Below are 18,195 nucleotides of genomic sequence, written 5' to 3'. Positions count from 1 at the left end.
CTTGCTCGACAATCCAAAAATAATTGAGAGGCTAGGACTTTTGTCCCAGCCTCTTATTTGTTGCGACTGAATAGAAGAGGAGTCACATTTTATATGACTCCTCTTCTATGGCTTATTTTAATTTTTCAGTGATTTCTTTAGCAAGTAGGAGACCCAATCGATAGTCTTTATTGATGGCATGGATAACATCGTTGATATTGTCGGTCTCTTGGATTTTTTCCTTGATGCTATCTTTGAAATTTTGATCTTTCAAGAGTTGTTCTTGTAAGAGCCGTTGTAGTTTTTCTCTTTCGTACTTGTTAAATAAAAAGAGGACCACTAAACTGATGAGGATTAAGATGTAAACGGTTTGATTCATAGATTTCTCCTGTATATAAAGGATCTGAAAATGTAGAGAATGAAGGGCATTGGACATGAGAAAAGGAGTGAGAAAGAACTAAATTGAATCGCATTTAGTTTCTCCTCTCACTCCCATAAGAGATGTTCTACTTATCCATCATAGATAAGAAATTACATTTTCTCAGGTGCATCGACACCAAGTAAGCGAAGGGCTTCTTTTAAGACTACTGCTGTTGAGTAGCTAAGAGCAAGACGGCTTTCGCGTTCTGGGCTTTCATCCAAGATACGAGTGTGTGCATAGTATTTGTTGAAGGCCTGAGCCAAGTTGATGGCATATTTTGCGATCAAAGATGGATCATAGTTTTCAGCGGCACGTTTGACAACACGAGAGAAGTCTTGGAGAAGCTTGATGATTTCCCAGCTTTCAGGATCGCTCAAGCTGTAAGTTGCATCTGTAGATGGTGTGAAGTTGGCTTTGCGAAGGATTGATTGGATACGAGCGTAAGCATATTGAACGTAAGGTCCAGTTTCTCCTTCAAAGGATACCATGGCTTCGAGGTCGAAGTCATACCCATTGCGACGGTCTGTCTTCAAGTCGTAGAATTTAACCGCACCAACACCGACTGCATGTGCCACTTCTTCTTTGTTTTCAAGGTCAGGATTCTTTTCTTCAATCTGAGCTTTGGCACGAGAGATGGCTTCTTGAAGAGTTGGTTCGAGAAGGATGATATTTCCTTTACGAGTTGACAATTTTTGGCGGTTTTTTGTCACCAAACCAAAGTCAACGTGAACCATATCGTCGCTCCAGTCAAATCCCATTTTCTTCAGAACAGCTTTCAACTGACGGAAGTGGTTGGATTGTTCTTGACCTACAGCATAGATGTTTTTCACAAAGTTGTAAGTCCGTGCACGGTAGATAGCGGTTGCGATATCACGCGTGATGTAAAGAGTGGCACCGTCTGATTTCTTAATCATAGCTGGTGGAAGGTTCACATCATCCAACTCAACGATGCTAGCACCCTTAGACTCTTTCAACAAGCCTTTGTCTTCAAGAATTTGGACAGCTTCATCCATCTTGTCATTGTAGAAAGCTTCTCCGTTTAAGCTGTCAAATTCAACACCGAGGAGTTTGTAGATACGGTTGAATTCTACCAAGCTTTCATCACGGAACCATTGCCACAACTCAGTCGCTTCTGGATCTCCATCTTCCAGTTTCTTGAACCAGAGACGTCCTTCATCATCAAGCTCAGGATCGTTTTCGATTTCAGCGTTGATACGAACGTAAAGTTTTAGCAATTCATCGATTGGGTTGGCTTCGACAGCTTCCTTACTACCCCATTTTTTGTAGGCTACCATCAAGAGACCGAACTGTTTACCCCAGTCTCCCAAGTGGTTGATTTTAATCGTGTTGTAGCCCATTTTGCGGAAGATGTTTGAAAGAGCATCCCCGATAACGGTTGAGCGCAAGTGACCAACTGAGAATGGTTTTGCAATATTTGGACTTGAAAGGTCGATGGTAATGTTTTGGCCATGACCTTCGTCTTGTTGACCGTAGTCTGCCCCTGCTTCGATGACGGACTTGATTACTTGATCAGAGATCTTAGATTTGTCTAAGAAGAAGTTCACGTAAGGTCCAGTTGCAACGACTTTTTCGAAGGCGCTTTGGTCGATCTTTTCAGCAATATCTGCAGCGATTGCTTGAGGAGCCTTGCGTTCCACTTTTGCAAGTGAGAAGGCTGGAAAAGCAATGTCACCAAGATCAGATGATTTTGGTTGTTCAAGCAAATTTAAAATAGCATCTTGGTCAAGAGAGTCAATCACTTTGGCCAATTCACTAGCAATGAGTTCTTTATTGTTCATATTAGCTCCTTAGTCCTTTTAACTATTATTTTAACACAATTCTGAGCGAATTTTCAATTTTTTTGGTATAATTTAAAGTATATTTATTCAAAAGTGGAGGTCCAATGAAAAAGACAGAACGTCACCTTTTGATTCAACAAATGATTCGAAATGAAAAATTGTCGACTCAAAAAGAGATTCAGGATCGATTAGAAGCAAAAGGAATTGCTGTAACGCAAACAACTCTGTCACGAGATTTGCGCGATCTGGGTCTAGTCAAGGTGAAACGAAAAGACCAGTTGTATTATATTTTGCCAAATGAGCCTGAGGTGGCGGAGATTTATATTATGTTGTCCAGCCACGCCAAGTCAGTCTCACGAGCAGAATTCACCTTGGTTTTGCGGACAGAGCTAGGAGAAGCAGCTCTCTTGGCCAATGGTGTAGATGAAATGTCAGATGAGCGTATTTTGGGAACAGTAGCAGGGGCCAATACCCTCTTGATTGTCTGCCGTGACCAAGAGGCAGCCATTGAAATTCAAAATGAAATTTTAGGGATGATGCAGTAATCAAGCCCTGTTAAGATGTCAAAAGGAGGAAGATAGTGAGCTATCTACTCCTGTTTTCATCTATGGGGCTTGCGTCAGAAAATGATGCAAGAGTAAGGAATAAAGAAGTATGACAGTAGAAAAAATATCCCCTGGAATGCAGCAGTATCTAGATATCAAAAAAGACTATCCGGATGCCTTTTTGCTGTTTCGAATGGGAGATTTTTACGAATTATTTTATGAAGATGCAGTGAATGCAGCTCAAATTTTAGAGATTTCCTTAACCTCACGGAATAAAAATGCAGAGAATCCGATCCCTATGGCGGGTGTTCCCTACCACTCGGCCCAGCAGTATATTGATGTTCTCATTGAACAGGGGTATAAGGTCGCGATTGCAGAACAAATGGAAGACCCCAAAGAAGCCAAGGGGGTCGTTAAGCGTGAAGTCGTACAGGTGATTACGCCGGGTACAGTGGTGGATTCGACCAAGCCAGATAGTGAGAACAACTTCCTGGTTGCTTTGGATCGTTCAGGAAATGAGTATGGGCTAGCCTATATGGATCTGGTGACAGGGGAGTTTCAGGTGACGACCCTCAATGACTTTAGCATGGTTTGTGGAGAAATCCGCAATTTACGTGCGCGTGAGGTGGTCCTGGGTTATGAGTTGCCAGAACAGGAAGAGCGTGTGTTTGTGAGCCAGATGAATCTCTTGTTGTCACATGTAGAGACGGCGCTCGACGATGTTCAACTCTTAGGGGATCAGTTGAGTGAGCTCGAAAAGGAAACAGCTGGGAAACTTCTCCAGTATGTCCACCAGACACAAATGCGGGAATTGAGCCACCTCAAAAAAGCCCATCATTATGAGATTTGCGATTTCTTGCAGATGGACTTTGCGACCAAAGCTAGTCTTGATTTGACAGAGAATGCGCGAACTGGGAAGAAACATGGTAGCTTGTATTGGTATTTGGATGAAACCAAGACGGCCATGGGTGGTCGTTTGTTGCGGTCCTGGATTCAGAAACCCTTAGTCGATTTGAAACGGATTCGAGAGCGCCAGGACATCATTCAGGTCTTTATGGATCATTTCTTTGAACGGAGCGATTTGACCGACAGCCTCAAAGGGGTCTATGACATTGAACGCTTAGCGAGTCGGGTTTCCTTTGGCAAGATCAACCCTAAGGATCTCTTGCAGCTAGGAGATACTCTGGGGCATGTGCCGACGATCAAGTCGATTCTACTGGGGATTGGTGATCCAGTCTTAGATGTCTTAATTGCACGCTTGGATGAACTTCCTGAATTGCACCGCTTGATTACCTCAGCTATTGCTCCGGAAGCGTCTGCTGTTATTACAGAGGGAAATATCATCCGTACAGGTTTTGACGAGCAATTGGACCAGTACCGTGTCGTTCTTCGGGATGGTACTGGTTGGATTGCTGAGATTGAGGCCAAGGAGCGCGAAGCCAGTGGCATTACAGGTCTAAAAATCGATTACAACAAGAAGGATGGCTACTATTTCCATGTCACCAATTCTCAATTGAGCCATGTGCCTGCTCACTTTTTCCGCAAGGCGACCTTGAAAAATTCAGAACGCTTTGGTACGGAGGAATTGGCACGCATCGAAGGAGATATGCTAGAGGCGCGTGAGAAGTCTGCTAATCTGGAATATACGATTTTTATGCGGATTCGGGAAGAAGTTGGCAAGTATATCCAACGTCTCCAACAATTAGCTCAGGCAATTGCGACGGTTGATGTTTTACAAAGTTTAGCCAGTGTCGCTGAGTCACAACAGTTGAATCGTCCCCTCTTTCATGAAGAGCGGCGAATCGCGATCGACAAAGGTCGCCATCCGGTTGTTGAGAAAGTGATGGGAGCCCAGTCCTATATTCCTAATAGCATCTTTATGGATGAAGAACGGGATATTCAGCTGATTACGGGGCCAAATATGAGCGGGAAGTCTACCTATATGCGCCAATTGGCGATCATTGTGATTCTTGCCCAAATTGGCTCCTATGTACCCGCGCAAAAGGCCGAGTTGCCAATCTTTGATGCGATTTATACCCGAATCGGAGCTGCTGATGACCTGGTATCGGGGCAGTCTACCTTCATGGTGGAAATGATGGAGGCCAATCACGCCATTCGCAAGGCAACGACCCAGTCCTTGATTTTGTTTGATGAGTTGGGACGGGGAACGGCGACCTATGATGGGATGGCTCTCGCCCAATCCATCATCGAATACATTCACGATCGAACCGGTGCCAAAACCTTGTTTGCGACCCATTACCATGAGTTGACGGCTCTCTCAGAGACCTTGTCCCGTTTGGAAAATGTTCATGTTGCGACCTTGGAGCGAGATAGTCAGGTTACCTTCTTGCACAAGATTGAACCCGGCCCAGCAGATAAGTCCTATGGGATTCACGTGGCCAAGATCGCTGGTTTGCCAGAAGAATTATTGAAGCGGGCGGATGCGATTTTGACCAAGCTCGAAGGACAAGCCCAGCAAGTACCGCTTGCGGATGCAAATCCTAAAAAGGAAGTGTCTTCGCAGGTTGCTGAACAAATGTCCCTTTTTGAGGAAGAGACAGAAAATACGGTGATCACAGAATTGAAGAATCTGGATCTCTACAATATGACTCCCATGGAAGTCATGATGGCAGTCGCCGAATTGAAAAAGAAATTATAAAAGAAGATCCTCGTGACGGCGAGGATCTTTTTGCTTAGTGGTTAGCAATGCTTTGGTTGATTTCTTGGACTTGTTTTTTATAAAAATGATGGGAGACCAACCAGATGATCACGTAAACGAGGGTGAATTCGACAACGAGTGAGAGGTAAAATCCGAGTCGTGCTGGAAACCAGCCGGCCAAAGTAGCCAGAGGAATAAAACCAAGTAACATGAGTAGGTAATGGCTCAGAGTAGCCCGTAAGAGGCTCCAGTCTTTTTGAAAGAGGAGACTTCCGAAGCTAAAGAGGACCCCAATTGCACCCCAAACGAGGGCACAATAGAGCATGACTAGTGAGCCGTGAACATGATGCAAGAACATCCAGCGACCGACTGCAGAGTTGGGACTTAAGGGAAGGTACAACTCAGGTGAGAAGAGATAGGAAAAGAAGATGGATAGGATGAGCCCAATGAGAATCCCTTTCAGGGCGTCAGAAAAAGATTGTTTTAGCATGATAATTTCTCCTTAATGGCTTTCAAGTAACGACGGGAGGAGTAGGTCAGACTCCCGTTTTTAAGATAGATTTGCACTGATCCTCCACTGGTAAAGTGCAGGTGATCGATTTCTTTTGTGTTGATAATTTCAGATTGGGAAATTTTGAGAAAGAAGGTCGGTAAGTCTTCAGATAACTGATAGAGTGGCCCAGTCAGAATAAATTGATCTGTCATAGTCTCGCCAATTACTTGCCGATTTTCAATGTAAAAACGTTGGAATAGCTGGCTTTCGATCAGGTAAGCTTCCCCATCCTTTTTGGCACGTAAGCGCCCTTTTTGATCCAATTCTTCCACAAAGTCACGGATTTTCTCTACACGCGCAGACAGTGCAGGTGCTGTGATCATCACCGCTTCTTCTTGGAAGTGGGAATCAATTTGTACTTCAACTTTCATAAGATCGTTTCTCCCTCCTTTGGGTAAAGTCGGTTGGCCTGCTAGCCCGGCCCCTTCTTTACACTACTATTAAACACTTTTTCCAAAGGGAAGACAAGGGGATTTGTCTATGTGGTCATTTTCTTTGCCTATGCGGTTTTTTAGGAAGAAGATGGGACTGGCCTCTATTTTTTAAGAAAGGGAGTCTTGTGGATCTGTGGTATAATAGAGCTACATGTATCGGTGAAAAAATAGGTAAAGGAGCAGACATGTCACAGATTATTGAATTGCCAGAAGTCCTAGCCAATCAGATAGCGGCAGGTGAAGTGATTGAACGACCTGCTAGCGTGGTCAAGGAATTGGTTGAAAACTCGATCGATGCTGGAGCAAGCCAGATTGTTGTCGAAATCGAAGAAGCAGGATTGAAGTCGATTCGAATCACAGACAATGGGGAAGGAATTGCGCACGATGAGGTCGCTTTGGCCCTCCGTCGACATGCGACCAGTAAGATCAAGAGTCAAGCGGATCTCTTTCGTATTCGAACGCTTGGTTTTCGTGGTGAGGCCATGCCTTCCATTGCTTCTGTCAGTATTCTAACCCTTCTAACGGCGCAAGAAGGAGCTGCCCACGGGACCAAATTGGTCGCAAAGGGTGGCGAAATTGAGGAATTGGAGCCAGCGACAAGCCCTGTCGGGACCAAGATCACAGTGGAAGATCTCTTTTTTAATACCCCTGCTCGTCTCAAGTATTTAAAGAGCCAGCAGGCAGAGTTGTCCCATATCGTGGATATTCTCAACCGCTTGAGCTTGGCCCATCCTGAGATTGCCTTTACCTTGATCAATGATGGAAAAGAAATGACCAAAACAGCTGGGACTGGTAATCTCCGGCAAGCGATTGCGGGTGTCTATGGCCTCGCGTCTGCCAAGAAGATGGTGGCTATTGAAAATCGCGACCTAGATTTTGAAGTTACGGGCTTTGTGTCTTTGCCTGAATTGACTCGTGCAAATCGCAATTACATCAGTCTCTTTATCAACGGCCGTTACATCAAGAATTTCTTGCTCAATCGAGCTATTTTAGACGGCTACGGCAGTAAACTCATGGTGGGTCGCTTTCCACTTGCGATCATTAATATCCAGATCGATCCTTACTTAGCGGATGTCAATGTTCATCCCACTAAACAAGAGGTTCGCATCTCCAAAGAACGAGAACTAATGGCCTTGATCTCCCAGGCGATTGCGAACGCTTTGAAAGAGCAGGACCTGATTCCGGATGCTCTAGAAAATCTAGCCAAGTCGACTATTCGTCGAACAGAAAAGCCAGTACAGACGACCCTGCCTTTAAAAGAAAACCGCCTCTATTATGACCGAGAGAGTCAAGATTTCAAGCTTCGACCAGAGGTGGCAGATCCTCAACGGCCTCTAGCAGATGAGACTGCTACTGAAGCTAGAATCCAAGAAAACCCAGTAGAAAAACCGACAAGCGCGATCAAGTTTGCGGAAAGAAAGGCTGTGGTTTATGATGAACTGGACCACCCAGAGTTGGATCTGGCTAGTCTAGACAAGGCCTATGATAAGTTGGATGGGGAAGAACATTCGACCTTCCCAGAATTGGAATATTTTGGTCAGATGCATGGAACCTATCTCTTTGCCCAAGGAAATGGGGGCCTATATATCATTGACCAGCACGCGGCCCAAGAGCGGGTCAAATACGAAGAATACCGGGAGAGCATCGGGGACGTAGACGGCAGTCAGCAACAACTGCTGGTGCCTTATATCTTTGAGTTCCCTACAGACGATCTGATCCGCCTGCAACAGCGCAAGCACCTTCTAGAAGAAGTGGGCGTTTACTTAGAAGAATACGGAGCTAACCAGTTGATCTTGCGGGAGCATCCGATCTGGATGAAGGAAGAAGAGATCGAGTCAGGCATCTATGAGATGTGTGACATGCTCCTCTTGACCAAGGAAGTGTCCATCAAGAAATACCGAGCTGAGTTGGCCATCATGATGTCCTGCAAACGCTCTATCAAGGCCAATCATACACTGGATGATTACTCTGCACGGGATCTGATCTACCAACTGTCCCAATGTGACAACCCTTATAACTGCCCTCATGGCCGTCCGGTCTTGGTTAACTTTACCAAGTCAGATATGGAAAAGATGTTCCGACGCATTCAGGAAAATCACACCAGTTTACGGGAATTGGGCAAATATTAATCAAACAATAAAGGAAGATTATGTACGAATACATTAAAGGAATTTTAACGAAAATCACCGCTAAATACATTGTGGTAGAAACAGCTGGGATGGGCTATCTCTTGCATGTGGCCAATCCCTATGCCTACTCTGGTAAAATGAATCAAGAGGTGCAAGTCTATCTCCATCAAGTAGTCCGTGAAGACGCTCACCTGCTCTATGGCTTTGCGACAGAAGAAGAGAAAAAGCTCTTTTTGAACTTGATCTCAGTCTCTGGGATTGGACCTGTCTCAGCTTTGGCCATCATTGCTGCAGACGATAATGCAGGCCTTGTCCAAGCCATCGAAAGCAAGAACATTACCTACTTGACCAAGTTTCCAAAGATCGGCAAGAAAACAGCCCAACAGATGGTCTTGGATCTGGAAGGTAAGATCAATCTTGATCTAGAAGATGCACCGGCTCAGTCCAAAGCCAAAGTTGCAGAAGAAAACCAAGCCCTTGAAGAAGCTATGGAAGCCATGTTGGCATTGGGCTACAAGGCAACGGAACTTAAGAAAATTAAGAAATTCTTTGAAGGAACTTCTGATACTGCTGAAAACTACATCAAGTCTGCCCTTAAGATGTTGGTGAAATAGGAGAAGTCTATGCCAAAACGCTGTGGCTGGGTCAAAATGAGCAACCCTCTCTATGTAGCCTACCATGATGAGGAATGGGGAAGGCCCCTCCATGATGACCAGGCCCTTTTTGAGTTACTCTGTATGGAGACCTATCAGGCTGGCCTATCTTGGGAAACGGTGCTCAATAAACGGCAGGCTTTCCGAGAATCTTTTCATGGTTACCACCTTCAAGCTGTTGCAGAGATGTCGGATGAGGAGTTGGAAACTTTGTTAGACAATCCAGCCATCATCCGAAATCGTGCTAAGATCTTTGCGACACGGGCCAACGCCCAGGCCTTTTTACAAGTCCAGGCAGCATTCGGTTCTTTTGATGCCTATCTCTGGTCTTTTGTCAATGGGAAAACCATCGTCAATGATGTTCCAGATTACCGACAGGCTCCAGCGAAGACAGCTCTTTCTGAGAAGCTAGCCAAGGACCTCAAAAAGCGTGGTTTTAAGTTCACCGGACCAGTCGCAGTTTTATCCTACCTACAAGCAGCAGGATTGGTTGATGACCATGAGAATGATTGTGAATGGAAAAGTGGAAATAAGTAACTTTAGATGACTAGAACATCAGAGAATATAGAAAAAGAGAGTGGGACAGAAATCGGTAATTCGTTAGAATTCGATTTCGTCGTCCCACCTCCGCACAGTTGAGTAGGGCTGTAAAAGCTGATGAAATCAGCGTAGTAGAGCCCACTCAACCACTGCGTCTTGCTCGACAATCCAAAGATAAATAAGAGGCTAGGACTTTTGTCCCAGCCTCTTATTTGTTATAGTCAAAGCGAATGACTTGCTCCGTTGCATCTACATGGGCGTGGACTCCAAAGGGAACAATTGCTCTTGGTGTGGCATGACCAACGTTTAGATTATAGACAATCGGGGTATTGCTGTCAATGATATCCAATAGTGCCTCTTTATAGTCGTTATAGAAAGTTTCATCCATAGGTTTTCCGACCAAGAGTCCACTGATGACTTCAAATATCCCAGTTTCTTTTAAAGCCTGCAACATTTTTTTGAAATCATCAGGTTCAGGCTTTTCTTCACTTGTTTCTAGCAATAGAATCTTTCCTTTCCAGTCGGATAAGTCAGGGAAGAGTCTGTACTTTTGGCAGAGCTCTGTACTGTCTACATATCGAGAGTTGTCAAAGATATCGTAGAGGGATTCGAGGCAACCACCGAGGATTTTTCCCTCGAACTGGGCAGTTCCTTGTAACAAGTCAAAACCTGTATTTGCATGGCTGACACGAGGTATTCCCAAAGCTTTGGGACTGAAGTCAGTTCTTTCCTCATACCAAACGTCACTAGGTCGAATTTCCGAGATTCTTCCCGTCTCAATCAATTCTTTGAAGTAGTGGAGGCTGTATGGCAACATTTCTTTGTCTAACTCACAAATGTCTGCTAAAAAGGATTGACCATAAAAAGTCTTGATTCCTAGTTTATGCAACATGAGGTGGTTCATAGTTGTATCCGAGAAGCCAAGAAAAATTTTTTGTTTGATAACCTTTTGTAGTTGGTCATTTTCAAAAAGATAAGGCAATAAACGATAGGTATCGTCTCCACCGATGGCGCATAAGATCATGTCGATGCTTTCATCAGAAAATGCCTGCATCAAATCCTCCGCACGAGCTTCAGGATGTTCTTTGATAAAGTCTAAGCCTTTTAGCGAATGGGGTAAAAAGATAGGATTGAGTCCGAGGCCCTTGAGACGTTGGACACCCAAGTCCATTTCGTGTTTGACAAAGTCTTCTCCGATAATCCCACTAGATAAACTTATAATACCAATAGTAGAAGTCATATATTATCCTCCTAGAAATAAATTGATACTATTGTATCACAAAAAATGATAGAAAAATATAAGGAATAGAGTAGAGGTACGATTTTATGTCAATAAAGCAATAGAAAAAAACTCTCGAAATATAGACAAGCTCTATCGACAATAGAAAATAGACCTTTTAGAAGTTGGTTACCAAATAGTTAAATCTCTTAGGAATTTTGATGTAACGGTATTTATAAAAGTTTTTTACTTAATACTCTAAAAGAAACAGATTGAAGAAAGTTACCTAAAATGGACTTTATCTTCAATCTGTTTTTTAAATAATTTAGGAAATTGTGTTAAAATGAAATGAAAATTACGAATAGTATAAGTGGAGGCGTTATGAAAGCAGAGATCATTGCAGTGGGAACCGAAATTCTCACAGGACAGATTGTCAATACCAATGCGCAATTCTTGTCTGAAAAATTAGCTAGTTTAGGGATTGATGTCTATTATCATGTGGCGGTAGGAGACAATGAAGGTCGTCTCTTCTCGACCATTGAGACAGCTTCAAAACGCAGTGATTTGGTGATTTTATGTGGTGGACTTGGGCCAACAGAGGATGATTTGACCAAGCAAACCCTTGCTAAGTTTTTAGGGAAAGAACTGGTTTTTGATCCGACAGCGCTTGCCAAACTCGACACCTTCTTTGCAAGTCGCCCTGATTATGTCCGGACGCCCAATAATGAGCGACAAGCACAATTGATTGCCGGTTCAATCCCCCTTCAAAACCGTACAGGTCTCGCGGTTGGAGGTTTGATTGAAGTCAATGGTGTGACCTATGTCGTTCTACCTGGTCCACCAAGTGAGTTAAAACCCATGGTCAATGAACAATTGGTGCCTCATTTGACAACAGGGGAAGAGCTTTTTTCAAGAGTCTTGCGCTTCTTTGGGATTGGGGAAAGCCAGCTAGTTACGATCCTAGCAGATATCATTGAAAAGCAGAGTGATCCGACGGTTGCCCCTTATGCCAAGACGGGAGAAGTAACCTTGCGTCTATCTACAAAGGCGAAGGATCAAGCCTCAGCGGATGCGAAGCTCGATGTCTTAGAAAAGGAAATCTTATCCCGTCATACTCTGGATCATCAACCCTTGCAAGAGTTGTTTTACGGTTATGGAGATGACAATTCGATGGCCAAGGTTGCCTTTGATCTCTTGAAAGGGACTGGTAAGACCATTACAGCTGCAGAAAGCCTGACGGCTGGCCTGTTCCAAGCGACTTTGGCAGATTTTTCAGGGGCGTCCAGCATCTTCGCGGGTGGTTTTGTCACCTATAGTTTGGAAGAAAAAAGCAAGATGTTGTCTATTCCAGCTCAAGAGTTAGAGCAACATGGAGTGGTGTCTCATTTTACAGCTCAAGCCATGGCTTCACAGGCCCGTAAGTTAACAGGATCCGATTATGGTGTTAGCCTGACCGGAGTTGCGGGGCCAGATAGTCTAGAAGGGCACCCAGCAGGGACCGTCTTTATCGGACTTGCGACTCCAAATGGAGTGGATAGTGTCCAAGTCAATATCGCCGGACGTAGCCGAGCTGATGTCCGCGAAATTGCAGTCCTTCATGCCTTTAATTTGGTGCGCTTGGCTGTATTAAATGGTGAAAATTTGGTATAATGAAGCTTGTGCCAAATGAAGAATAATTCTAAAGATGGATAGGAAATGTGCCTTTCAAAGGACGGAAAACGTCAGTGAGTTGCATGTATTTCCTGTATAGCAAAAACATAGGAGAAAAGAATGGCGAAAAAACAGAAAAAATTAGATGATATCTCTAAGAAATTTGGAGACGAGCGTGAAAAAGCGCTCAACGATGCCCTGAAGTTAATCGAAAAAGACTTTGGTAAAGGATCCATCATGCGTTTGGGTGAACGCGCAGAGCAAAAAGTTCAAGTCATGAGCTCTGGTTCCTTGGCGCTTGATATTGCCTTGGGTGCTGGTGGTTATCCAAAAGGTCGGATCATCGAAATCTATGGTCCAGAATCATCTGGTAAAACAACCGTTGCCCTCCATGCAGTAGCGCAAGCACAGAAAGAAGGAGGCATTGCTGCCTTTATCGATGCCGAGCATGCCTTGGACCCATCTTATGCTGCAGCTCTTGGGGTTAATATTGATGAACTCCTCTTGTCTCAACCAGACTCAGGAGAACAAGGACTTGAAATTGCTGGTAAATTGATTGACTCTGGTGCCGTTGATTTGGTCGTTATCGACTCTGTTGCGGCCTTGGTCCCACGCGCAGAAATCGATGGCGATATCGGGGATAGCCACGTTGGTTTGCAAGCGCGGATGATGAGCCAAGCGATGCGTAAGCTTGGAGCTTCTATTAACAAGACCAAGACCATTGCTATCTTTATCAACCAATTGCGTGAAAAAGTTGGGGTCATGTTTGGGAACCCTGAAACCACACCTGGTGGTCGTGCCCTGAAATTCTACGCTTCTGTCCGTCTAGATGTTCGTGGAAATACTCAAATCAAGGGGACTGGGGACCAAAAAGATACCAACGTTGGTAAGGAAACCAAGATCAAGGTTGTGAAGAACAAGGTAGCTCCACCATTCAAAGAAGCCATGGTTGAAATCATGTACGGGGAAGGAATTTCACGTACAGGTGAATTGGTGAAGATTGCAACAGATTTGGATATCATCCAAAAAGCGGGTGCGTGGTACTCCTATAATGGCGAAAAAATTGGTCAAGGATCTGAAAATGCTAAGAAATTCTTGGCTGACCACCCAGAAATTTTTGACGAAATCGACCACAAGGTTCGGGTTCATTTTGGTTTGATCGAAGAAGACGAAGCAGTGAAAACCCTTGATAAAACTGAAGAAGCAGCTCCTGTCGTAGAAGAAGTAACTCTAGATTTAGATGACGCGATTGAAATTGAAGATTAATTTTTTTCAAAATAGGTCGCTAGACTGATGGTTTTTGTGTTATAATTTAATACGATAGTATTATCGTGTAGCGAAAGGAGTGCAGGCATGATTAAAATTTATACAGTGTCAAGTTGCACCAGCTGTAAAAAAGCAAAGACTTGGCTCAACGCTCATCAGCTAACCTATAAAGAACAAAACCTCGGTAAGGAAGGGATCACCAAAGAAGAATTATTGGATATCCTTACAAAGACTGAAAATGGAGTGGCAAGTATTGTCTCTTCAAAAAATCGATACGCTAAAAATCTAGGAGTGGACATTGAAGACTTGAGTGTCAATGAAGTCATTGACATCATCATGGAAACACCTCGTATTCTTAAAAGTCCGATCTTGGTAGATGACAAACGTCTCCAAGTGGGCTACAAAGAAGATGATATTCGTGCCTTCTTGCCACGATCAGTTCGAAATGTAGAAAATGCAGAAGCGCGGATGCGTGCAGCTCTTTAAAACGATTGAAAATCAGAAACAATTTGTTTCTGATTTTTTCTTGTTAAAAATCGAAATGGAAAGCAGTTTACTGCGCCATTTTACCAAATCTATGATACAATATTTTAGAAAACAATAACTAGTAAGGAATGGAAAATGAAAAGGAAAATCTTCTTATTGGGTGCACTTGCCTTGTGTTTGACTGGATGCGGTCAAAAAAAACAAGCGAAAACGCCAAATTCAAGTGAACAAAAGGCAATCCAAGCAAAAGCAGAGCAACTGCAAAAGGATAATAAGAGTATCCTGCAAAAAGCTGAAGAAAATAAAGTCATCACTAGAACCTTTGTCTTTCCAAAAGATGACAAGGGGACACAACAGACGCAAATCGTCACCTATGTGGGGAATACCTTTAAAAAATTGGAGACCATCAATGTGACGGCAACCGATGAGGAGTTGAAAAAAGGGATCCAACAGGTTGGAGTAGAGGAAGCGCAAAAGCAATTGAGAGAATCCTTTAATAAGGATGATGCCTTTAAAGAAGCTTTGACAGTGCCAGGTTTCACAGCTGATTTGACCTTGGAAAATGAGAATGAATACAAGGTAACCATCACCTATGACTTTGAAGCGATGGATGTGAAGAAGGCTGAAGGTATGACCTACTTCAAAAACAATCACTTACCAGAGTTGTTGAAGCTGACACCGAGTCAATTTGCGGACAATCTCATCAATGCTGGAGCAAGTGAGCAAAAATAAAAAAACAGTTTAACTGAAATAGCTCAAAAATGCTTGAAAAAGCTGTAAAATCAAGGGCTTGACCGTTGTGGAAAACTCTTGATTATGGTATAATAGTAATATTCTAAGGAAAGAGGGTGTTCTTGTGGGATTTACAGATGAAACAGTACGTTTTAATCTTGATGATTCAAATCGTAAGGAAATTAGCGAGACCTTGAAAGATGTTTACTTGTCACTGGATGAAAAAGGCTACAATCCAATTAATCAAATCGTAGGATACGTACTCAGTGGTGATCCTGCCTATGTACCTCGTTATAATAATGCACGGAACCAAATTCGTAAATATGAACGAGACGAGATCGTGGAAGAATTGGTACGTTATTATTTGAAAGGGCAAGGAATAGACCTCTAATGAGAATTATGGGATTGGATGTTGGCTCAAAGACTGTCGGGGTTGCTGTGAGTGATCCTCTCGGTTTTACAGCTCAGGGTCTTGAAATCATCCAAATCGATGAAGACAAAAAAGAATTCGGTTTGGAGCGCTTAGCCGAATTAGTAGCTCAATACAAGGTGGACCGTTTTGTTGTGGGCTTGCCGAAAAACATGAACAATACCAGCGGACCACGTGTGGAAGCCAGTCAGGCTTACGGCACGATGATTGCTGAAAAGTTTGGGTTGCCAGTCGACTACCAAGACGAACGGTTGACGACAGTTGCTGCAGAGCGGATGTTGATTGAGCAAGCAGATATTAGCCGTAGCAAACGCAAAAAAGTTATTGATAAGTTAGCGGCGCAGCTTATTTTACAAAATTATTTAGATCGCAATTTTTAGAAAGAAAACGAGGAAGAATAGTATGGCACATGATCATAACCACGACCATGAAGAACGTGAATTAATCACATTGGTGGACGAACAAGGAAATGAAACCTTGTTTGAAATTCTTTTGACCATTGATGGCAAAGAAGAATTTGGGAAAAACTATGTCCTTTTGATCCCTGCAAATGCAGAAGAAGATGAAAACGGCGAAGTTGAAATCCAAGCTTATTCATTTACAGAAAACGAAGACGGAACAGAAGGCGACCTTCAACCAATCCCAGAAGACTCAGATGCAGAATGGGATATGATCGAAGAAGTCTTCAACAGCTTCATGGAGGAGTAAAAACATCCACTGGATGTTTTTACCCCAACTCCAAGAAATTGGAAAGAGTTGGTAAGTCCGGGGGACGTTTTTAGCCCTGCTTCAAGAAACAAGAAAAAGCAGGAAGTCCGATGGACTTGCTGTAAAAATGAGAAAGAAATAACTACAAAAGAAAGGAGCGCAAACGTCAGAAGAGGTTTTGTCGCTTTTTTCTTTTAGGAGGAAGATGTGAATAAGATTGAGCAATGGATGAATAGTCGGATCGGTCTGAATTTTCGATCGGGACTGGATCGTATGGAGCAGGCAGTGAGCCTTTTAGGGAGGCCAGATAAGGCTTACCCGATCCTTCATGTGACAGGAACCAATGGGAAGGGATCCACAATCGCCTTTCTGCGTCAATTATTGATGGCTCACGGAAAGAAGGTTGGGACCTTTACCTCTCCTCATATGATCAGTATCCATGATCGGATTTGTATTGGGGATCAGCCGATTTCAGATGAAGATTTTACTCGGATTGGTCAAGAAGTTCAACAAATGGAGCAGACCTTGCTTCAAACCCAGGACCAACTCTCTTATTTTGAGATTATCTGCCTCATGGCCCTCTTGTATTTTAAGGAACAAGCTGTGGATGTAGTCTTGTTGGAAGTTGGCATCGGTGGGCTTCTAGATACGACCAATGTAGTGACGGGAGAGATCGCAGTGATCACTTCGGTTGGCCTGGATCACCAGGAAACACTGGGAGGGACGATTGCGGAAATCGCCCAGCAAAAGGCAGGAATCTTTAAGAAGGGCAAGAAAGCTGTGGTGGGTCCCTTATCGGATGATGCTATAGCTGTTTGTCAAGAAAAAGCGGAGCAATTGGCTGTGGGTCTCCACGCCTTCCAGAAAGATTTTGGCATAGAGCAGGATCGCTTTTGGAATGAACGTGTGGAACTTGTCTTGCCGTCTCTGGGCTTGAAGGGTGATTACCAACGGGAAAATGCTGCAGTAGCTCTGGAGGCCTTTCTCCTCTATATGGAAGGTCTAGATCAAGAAGTGGATATAGATCAGGTCAAGCACGCCTTGCAAGAGACGCGGTGGCCGGGACGTCTAGAGTTGTTTGGAGACCAGGTGTATCTGGATGGCGCTCATAATCCTCATGCTATGTTGCGCTTGATTGAGTTTGCCAATAGCTTAGCAGGAAAACGCGTGAAGATTTTATTCGGTGCTCTCAAACGAAAAGATTATAGTGGGATGCTCCAAACGCTTCAAGCGGGATTGCCAGAAGCTGAATTGATTTTGACGACCTTTCATTACGGTGAAGTGGTGGCGCAGGGTGATCGACAAGACCTGCCTTATGTGGCTGACTACAAGGCCTATATCAAAGAGTTTATGGATCAGAGCCATCCAGATGAGGTTTTATTTGTGACAGGTTCCTTGTATTTTATTGCAGAAGTAAGGGCATTTTTATTAGAGGGGTAAACAATTGACCTAAAGACTTTCTTGGCGTATACTGGTGGTAGATAGTATACGGTTATGGCGAAAGGAGTCGATCTTAATGAAAAAAATCATGTCTATACTGACCTTGGCGGTAGCTCTTTTCCTGACTGCTTGTAGCCAGCAAGAAAAAGCAACACAGACTTCGAGCAAACAGACGTCAACTTCATCACAGACTATGACTTCGGCGAGTGAAGAACAGAAAGAAGGAGTGTCCATAGATGGCAGTTATCGAGGACAGGACGAGGAAAATACGATTCTCTTAGTTGTGACGGGGCGAAAAGGCACGTTTACGGTACAAGATGCTGATGGAGAAGAAGAGACCAAAGAGGTCAGCATTGATCCGGTCAATCAATCCATGCGTATCGGGGATGAGCCTTATCGCTATCGGATCGAAGGAGATCAGTTGTCGCTAGAAGACCTAGAGCAAGCAGAGGATGATCAAGGGATTATCGTTTTGACCAAGCAATAAGGGACGAAACAAGAGAGAGTGGGACAGAAATCGGTAATTCGTTAGAATTCGATTTCGTCGTCCCA

The 18,195-nt window shown here is 43.7% G+C and carries 19 protein-coding genes; 14 read left to right on the top strand and 5 right to left on the bottom strand.

Going from position 1 to position 18,195, the window contains the following annotated elements; translation table 11 throughout:
- Positions 1-112: 112 nt before the first annotated feature.
- Positions 113-358, bottom strand: a complete 246-nt coding sequence (locus tag LIZ08_RS09660; RefSeq protein WP_227038757.1) for a MarR family transcriptional regulator — start codon at positions 356-358, stop codon at positions 113-115.
- A gap of 152 nt (positions 359-510) precedes the next feature.
- Entirely contained in the window at positions 511-2,199 is a 1,689-nt protein-coding gene (gene argS / locus LIZ08_RS09655; RefSeq protein ID WP_227038756.1) for an arginine--tRNA ligase, read from the bottom strand.
- 104 nt (positions 2,200-2,303) lie between these two features.
- Here argS and argR point away from each other — a divergent pair, with 104 nt between their 5' ends.
- Positions 2,304-2,744, top strand: coding sequence for an arginine repressor (gene argR / locus LIZ08_RS09650; RefSeq protein ID WP_023919910.1), 441 nt, complete (start codon positions 2,304-2,306; stop codon positions 2,742-2,744).
- Positions 2,745-2,853: 109 nt separating this feature from the next.
- Positions 2,854-5,403 carry a DNA mismatch repair protein MutS gene (mutS, locus tag LIZ08_RS09645; RefSeq protein WP_227038755.1) on the top strand — a complete coding sequence of 850 codons (2,550 nt, stop codon included), beginning with the start codon at positions 2,854-2,856 and terminating at the stop codon, positions 5,401-5,403.
- Positions 5,404-5,437: 34 nt separating this feature from the next.
- Here mutS and LIZ08_RS09640 read toward each other — a convergent pair whose 3' ends face one another.
- Together LIZ08_RS09640 and LIZ08_RS09635 are read right to left on the bottom strand one after the other, a co-directional pair.
- Positions 5,438-5,893 carry a DUF3021 domain-containing protein gene (locus LIZ08_RS09640; protein WP_024054970.1) on the bottom strand — a complete coding sequence of 152 codons (456 nt, stop codon included), beginning with the start codon at positions 5,891-5,893 and terminating at the stop codon, positions 5,438-5,440.
- The gene (locus tag LIZ08_RS09635; protein ID WP_155170400.1) at positions 5,887-6,327 is read right to left on the bottom strand and encodes a LytTR family DNA-binding domain-containing protein; all 441 of its coding nucleotides are present in this window, start codon (positions 6,325-6,327) and stop codon (positions 5,887-5,889) included. The genes LIZ08_RS09640 and LIZ08_RS09635 overlap by 7 nt, the downstream gene beginning before the upstream one ends.
- A 248-nt stretch (positions 6,328-6,575) precedes the next feature.
- Between LIZ08_RS09635 and mutL the strand changes: the two genes are divergently transcribed.
- From mutL to LIZ08_RS09620, 3 genes are read left to right on the top strand one after another with little or no spacing between them, the layout of a single operon-like run.
- On the top strand, positions 6,576-8,519 hold the full coding sequence (mutL, locus tag LIZ08_RS09630; protein WP_061604440.1) for a DNA mismatch repair endonuclease MutL: 1,944 nt from the start codon (positions 6,576-6,578) through the stop codon (positions 8,517-8,519).
- Between the two features lie 20 nt (positions 8,520-8,539).
- Complete coding sequence (ruvA, locus tag LIZ08_RS09625; protein WP_155170402.1) at positions 8,540-9,133, top strand: Holliday junction branch migration protein RuvA; 594 nt, start codon at positions 8,540-8,542, stop codon at positions 9,131-9,133.
- A gap of 9 nt (positions 9,134-9,142) precedes the next feature.
- Complete coding sequence (locus LIZ08_RS09620; RefSeq protein ID WP_024054967.1) at positions 9,143-9,709, top strand: DNA-3-methyladenine glycosylase I; 567 nt, start codon at positions 9,143-9,145, stop codon at positions 9,707-9,709.
- A gap of 211 nt (positions 9,710-9,920) precedes the next feature.
- On the opposite strand, the gene LIZ08_RS09615 is transcribed toward LIZ08_RS09620, so the two are convergent.
- The gene (locus tag LIZ08_RS09615) at positions 9,921-10,952 is read right to left on the bottom strand and encodes a S66 peptidase family protein (RefSeq protein WP_227038754.1); all 1,032 of its coding nucleotides are present in this window, start codon (positions 10,950-10,952) and stop codon (positions 9,921-9,923) included.
- A gap of 360 nt (positions 10,953-11,312) precedes the next feature.
- On the opposite strand from LIZ08_RS09615, the gene LIZ08_RS09610 reads away from it, so the two are divergent.
- The 9 genes from LIZ08_RS09610 to LIZ08_RS09570 all read left to right on the top strand — a co-directional run bounded on the left by LIZ08_RS09610 (position 11,313) and on the right by LIZ08_RS09570 (position 18,130).
- Entirely contained in the window at positions 11,313-12,581 is a 1,269-nt protein-coding gene (locus tag LIZ08_RS09610; RefSeq protein WP_070464711.1) for a competence/damage-inducible protein A, read from the top strand.
- Between the two features lie 120 nt (positions 12,582-12,701).
- Positions 12,702-13,847: a recombinase RecA gene (gene recA / locus LIZ08_RS09605; RefSeq protein ID WP_024054712.1), complete on the top strand. Its 1,146-nt coding sequence runs from the start codon at positions 12,702-12,704 to the stop codon at positions 13,845-13,847.
- An 87-nt stretch (positions 13,848-13,934) separates the two neighbouring features.
- Positions 13,935-14,333 carry a transcriptional regulator Spx gene (gene spx, locus LIZ08_RS09600; RefSeq protein ID WP_003009108.1) on the top strand — a complete coding sequence of 133 codons (399 nt, stop codon included), beginning with the start codon at positions 13,935-13,937 and terminating at the stop codon, positions 14,331-14,333.
- Between the two features lie 135 nt (positions 14,334-14,468).
- Positions 14,469-15,065 carry an SP0191 family lipoprotein gene (locus LIZ08_RS09595; RefSeq protein ID WP_031576799.1) on the top strand — a complete coding sequence of 199 codons (597 nt, stop codon included), beginning with the start codon at positions 14,469-14,471 and terminating at the stop codon, positions 15,063-15,065.
- A gap of 124 nt (positions 15,066-15,189) precedes the next feature.
- Positions 15,190-15,456 (top strand): IreB family regulatory phosphoprotein, encoded by a 267-nt coding sequence (locus LIZ08_RS09590; RefSeq protein WP_003002070.1) that lies wholly within the window; start codon positions 15,190-15,192, stop codon positions 15,454-15,456.
- Complete coding sequence (ruvX, locus tag LIZ08_RS09585) at positions 15,456-15,875, top strand: Holliday junction resolvase RuvX (protein ID WP_003014525.1); 420 nt, start codon at positions 15,456-15,458, stop codon at positions 15,873-15,875. Before LIZ08_RS09590 ends, ruvX begins: the two co-directional genes overlap by 1 nt.
- A gap of 22 nt (positions 15,876-15,897) precedes the next feature.
- On the top strand, positions 15,898-16,203 hold the full coding sequence (locus tag LIZ08_RS09580) for a DUF1292 domain-containing protein (RefSeq protein ID WP_003001941.1): 306 nt from the start codon (positions 15,898-15,900) through the stop codon (positions 16,201-16,203).
- A gap of 207 nt (positions 16,204-16,410) precedes the next feature.
- On the top strand, positions 16,411-17,643 hold the full coding sequence (locus tag LIZ08_RS09575; RefSeq protein WP_070675841.1) for a bifunctional folylpolyglutamate synthase/dihydrofolate synthase: 1,233 nt from the start codon (positions 16,411-16,413) through the stop codon (positions 17,641-17,643).
- 76 nt (positions 17,644-17,719) lie between these two features.
- Positions 17,720-18,130 (top strand): SP_0198 family lipoprotein, encoded by a 411-nt coding sequence (locus LIZ08_RS09570; RefSeq protein WP_070675840.1) that lies wholly within the window; start codon positions 17,720-17,722, stop codon positions 18,128-18,130.
- Positions 18,131-18,195 lie beyond the last annotated feature (65 nt).

The organism is Streptococcus sp. 210928-DFI.4.42, assembly GCF_020554365.1.
GTDB classification, from domain to species: domain Bacteria; phylum Bacillota; class Bacilli; order Lactobacillales; family Streptococcaceae; genus Streptococcus; species Streptococcus parasanguinis_S.
This window is presented reverse-complemented; position numbering and strand designations above follow the sequence as displayed.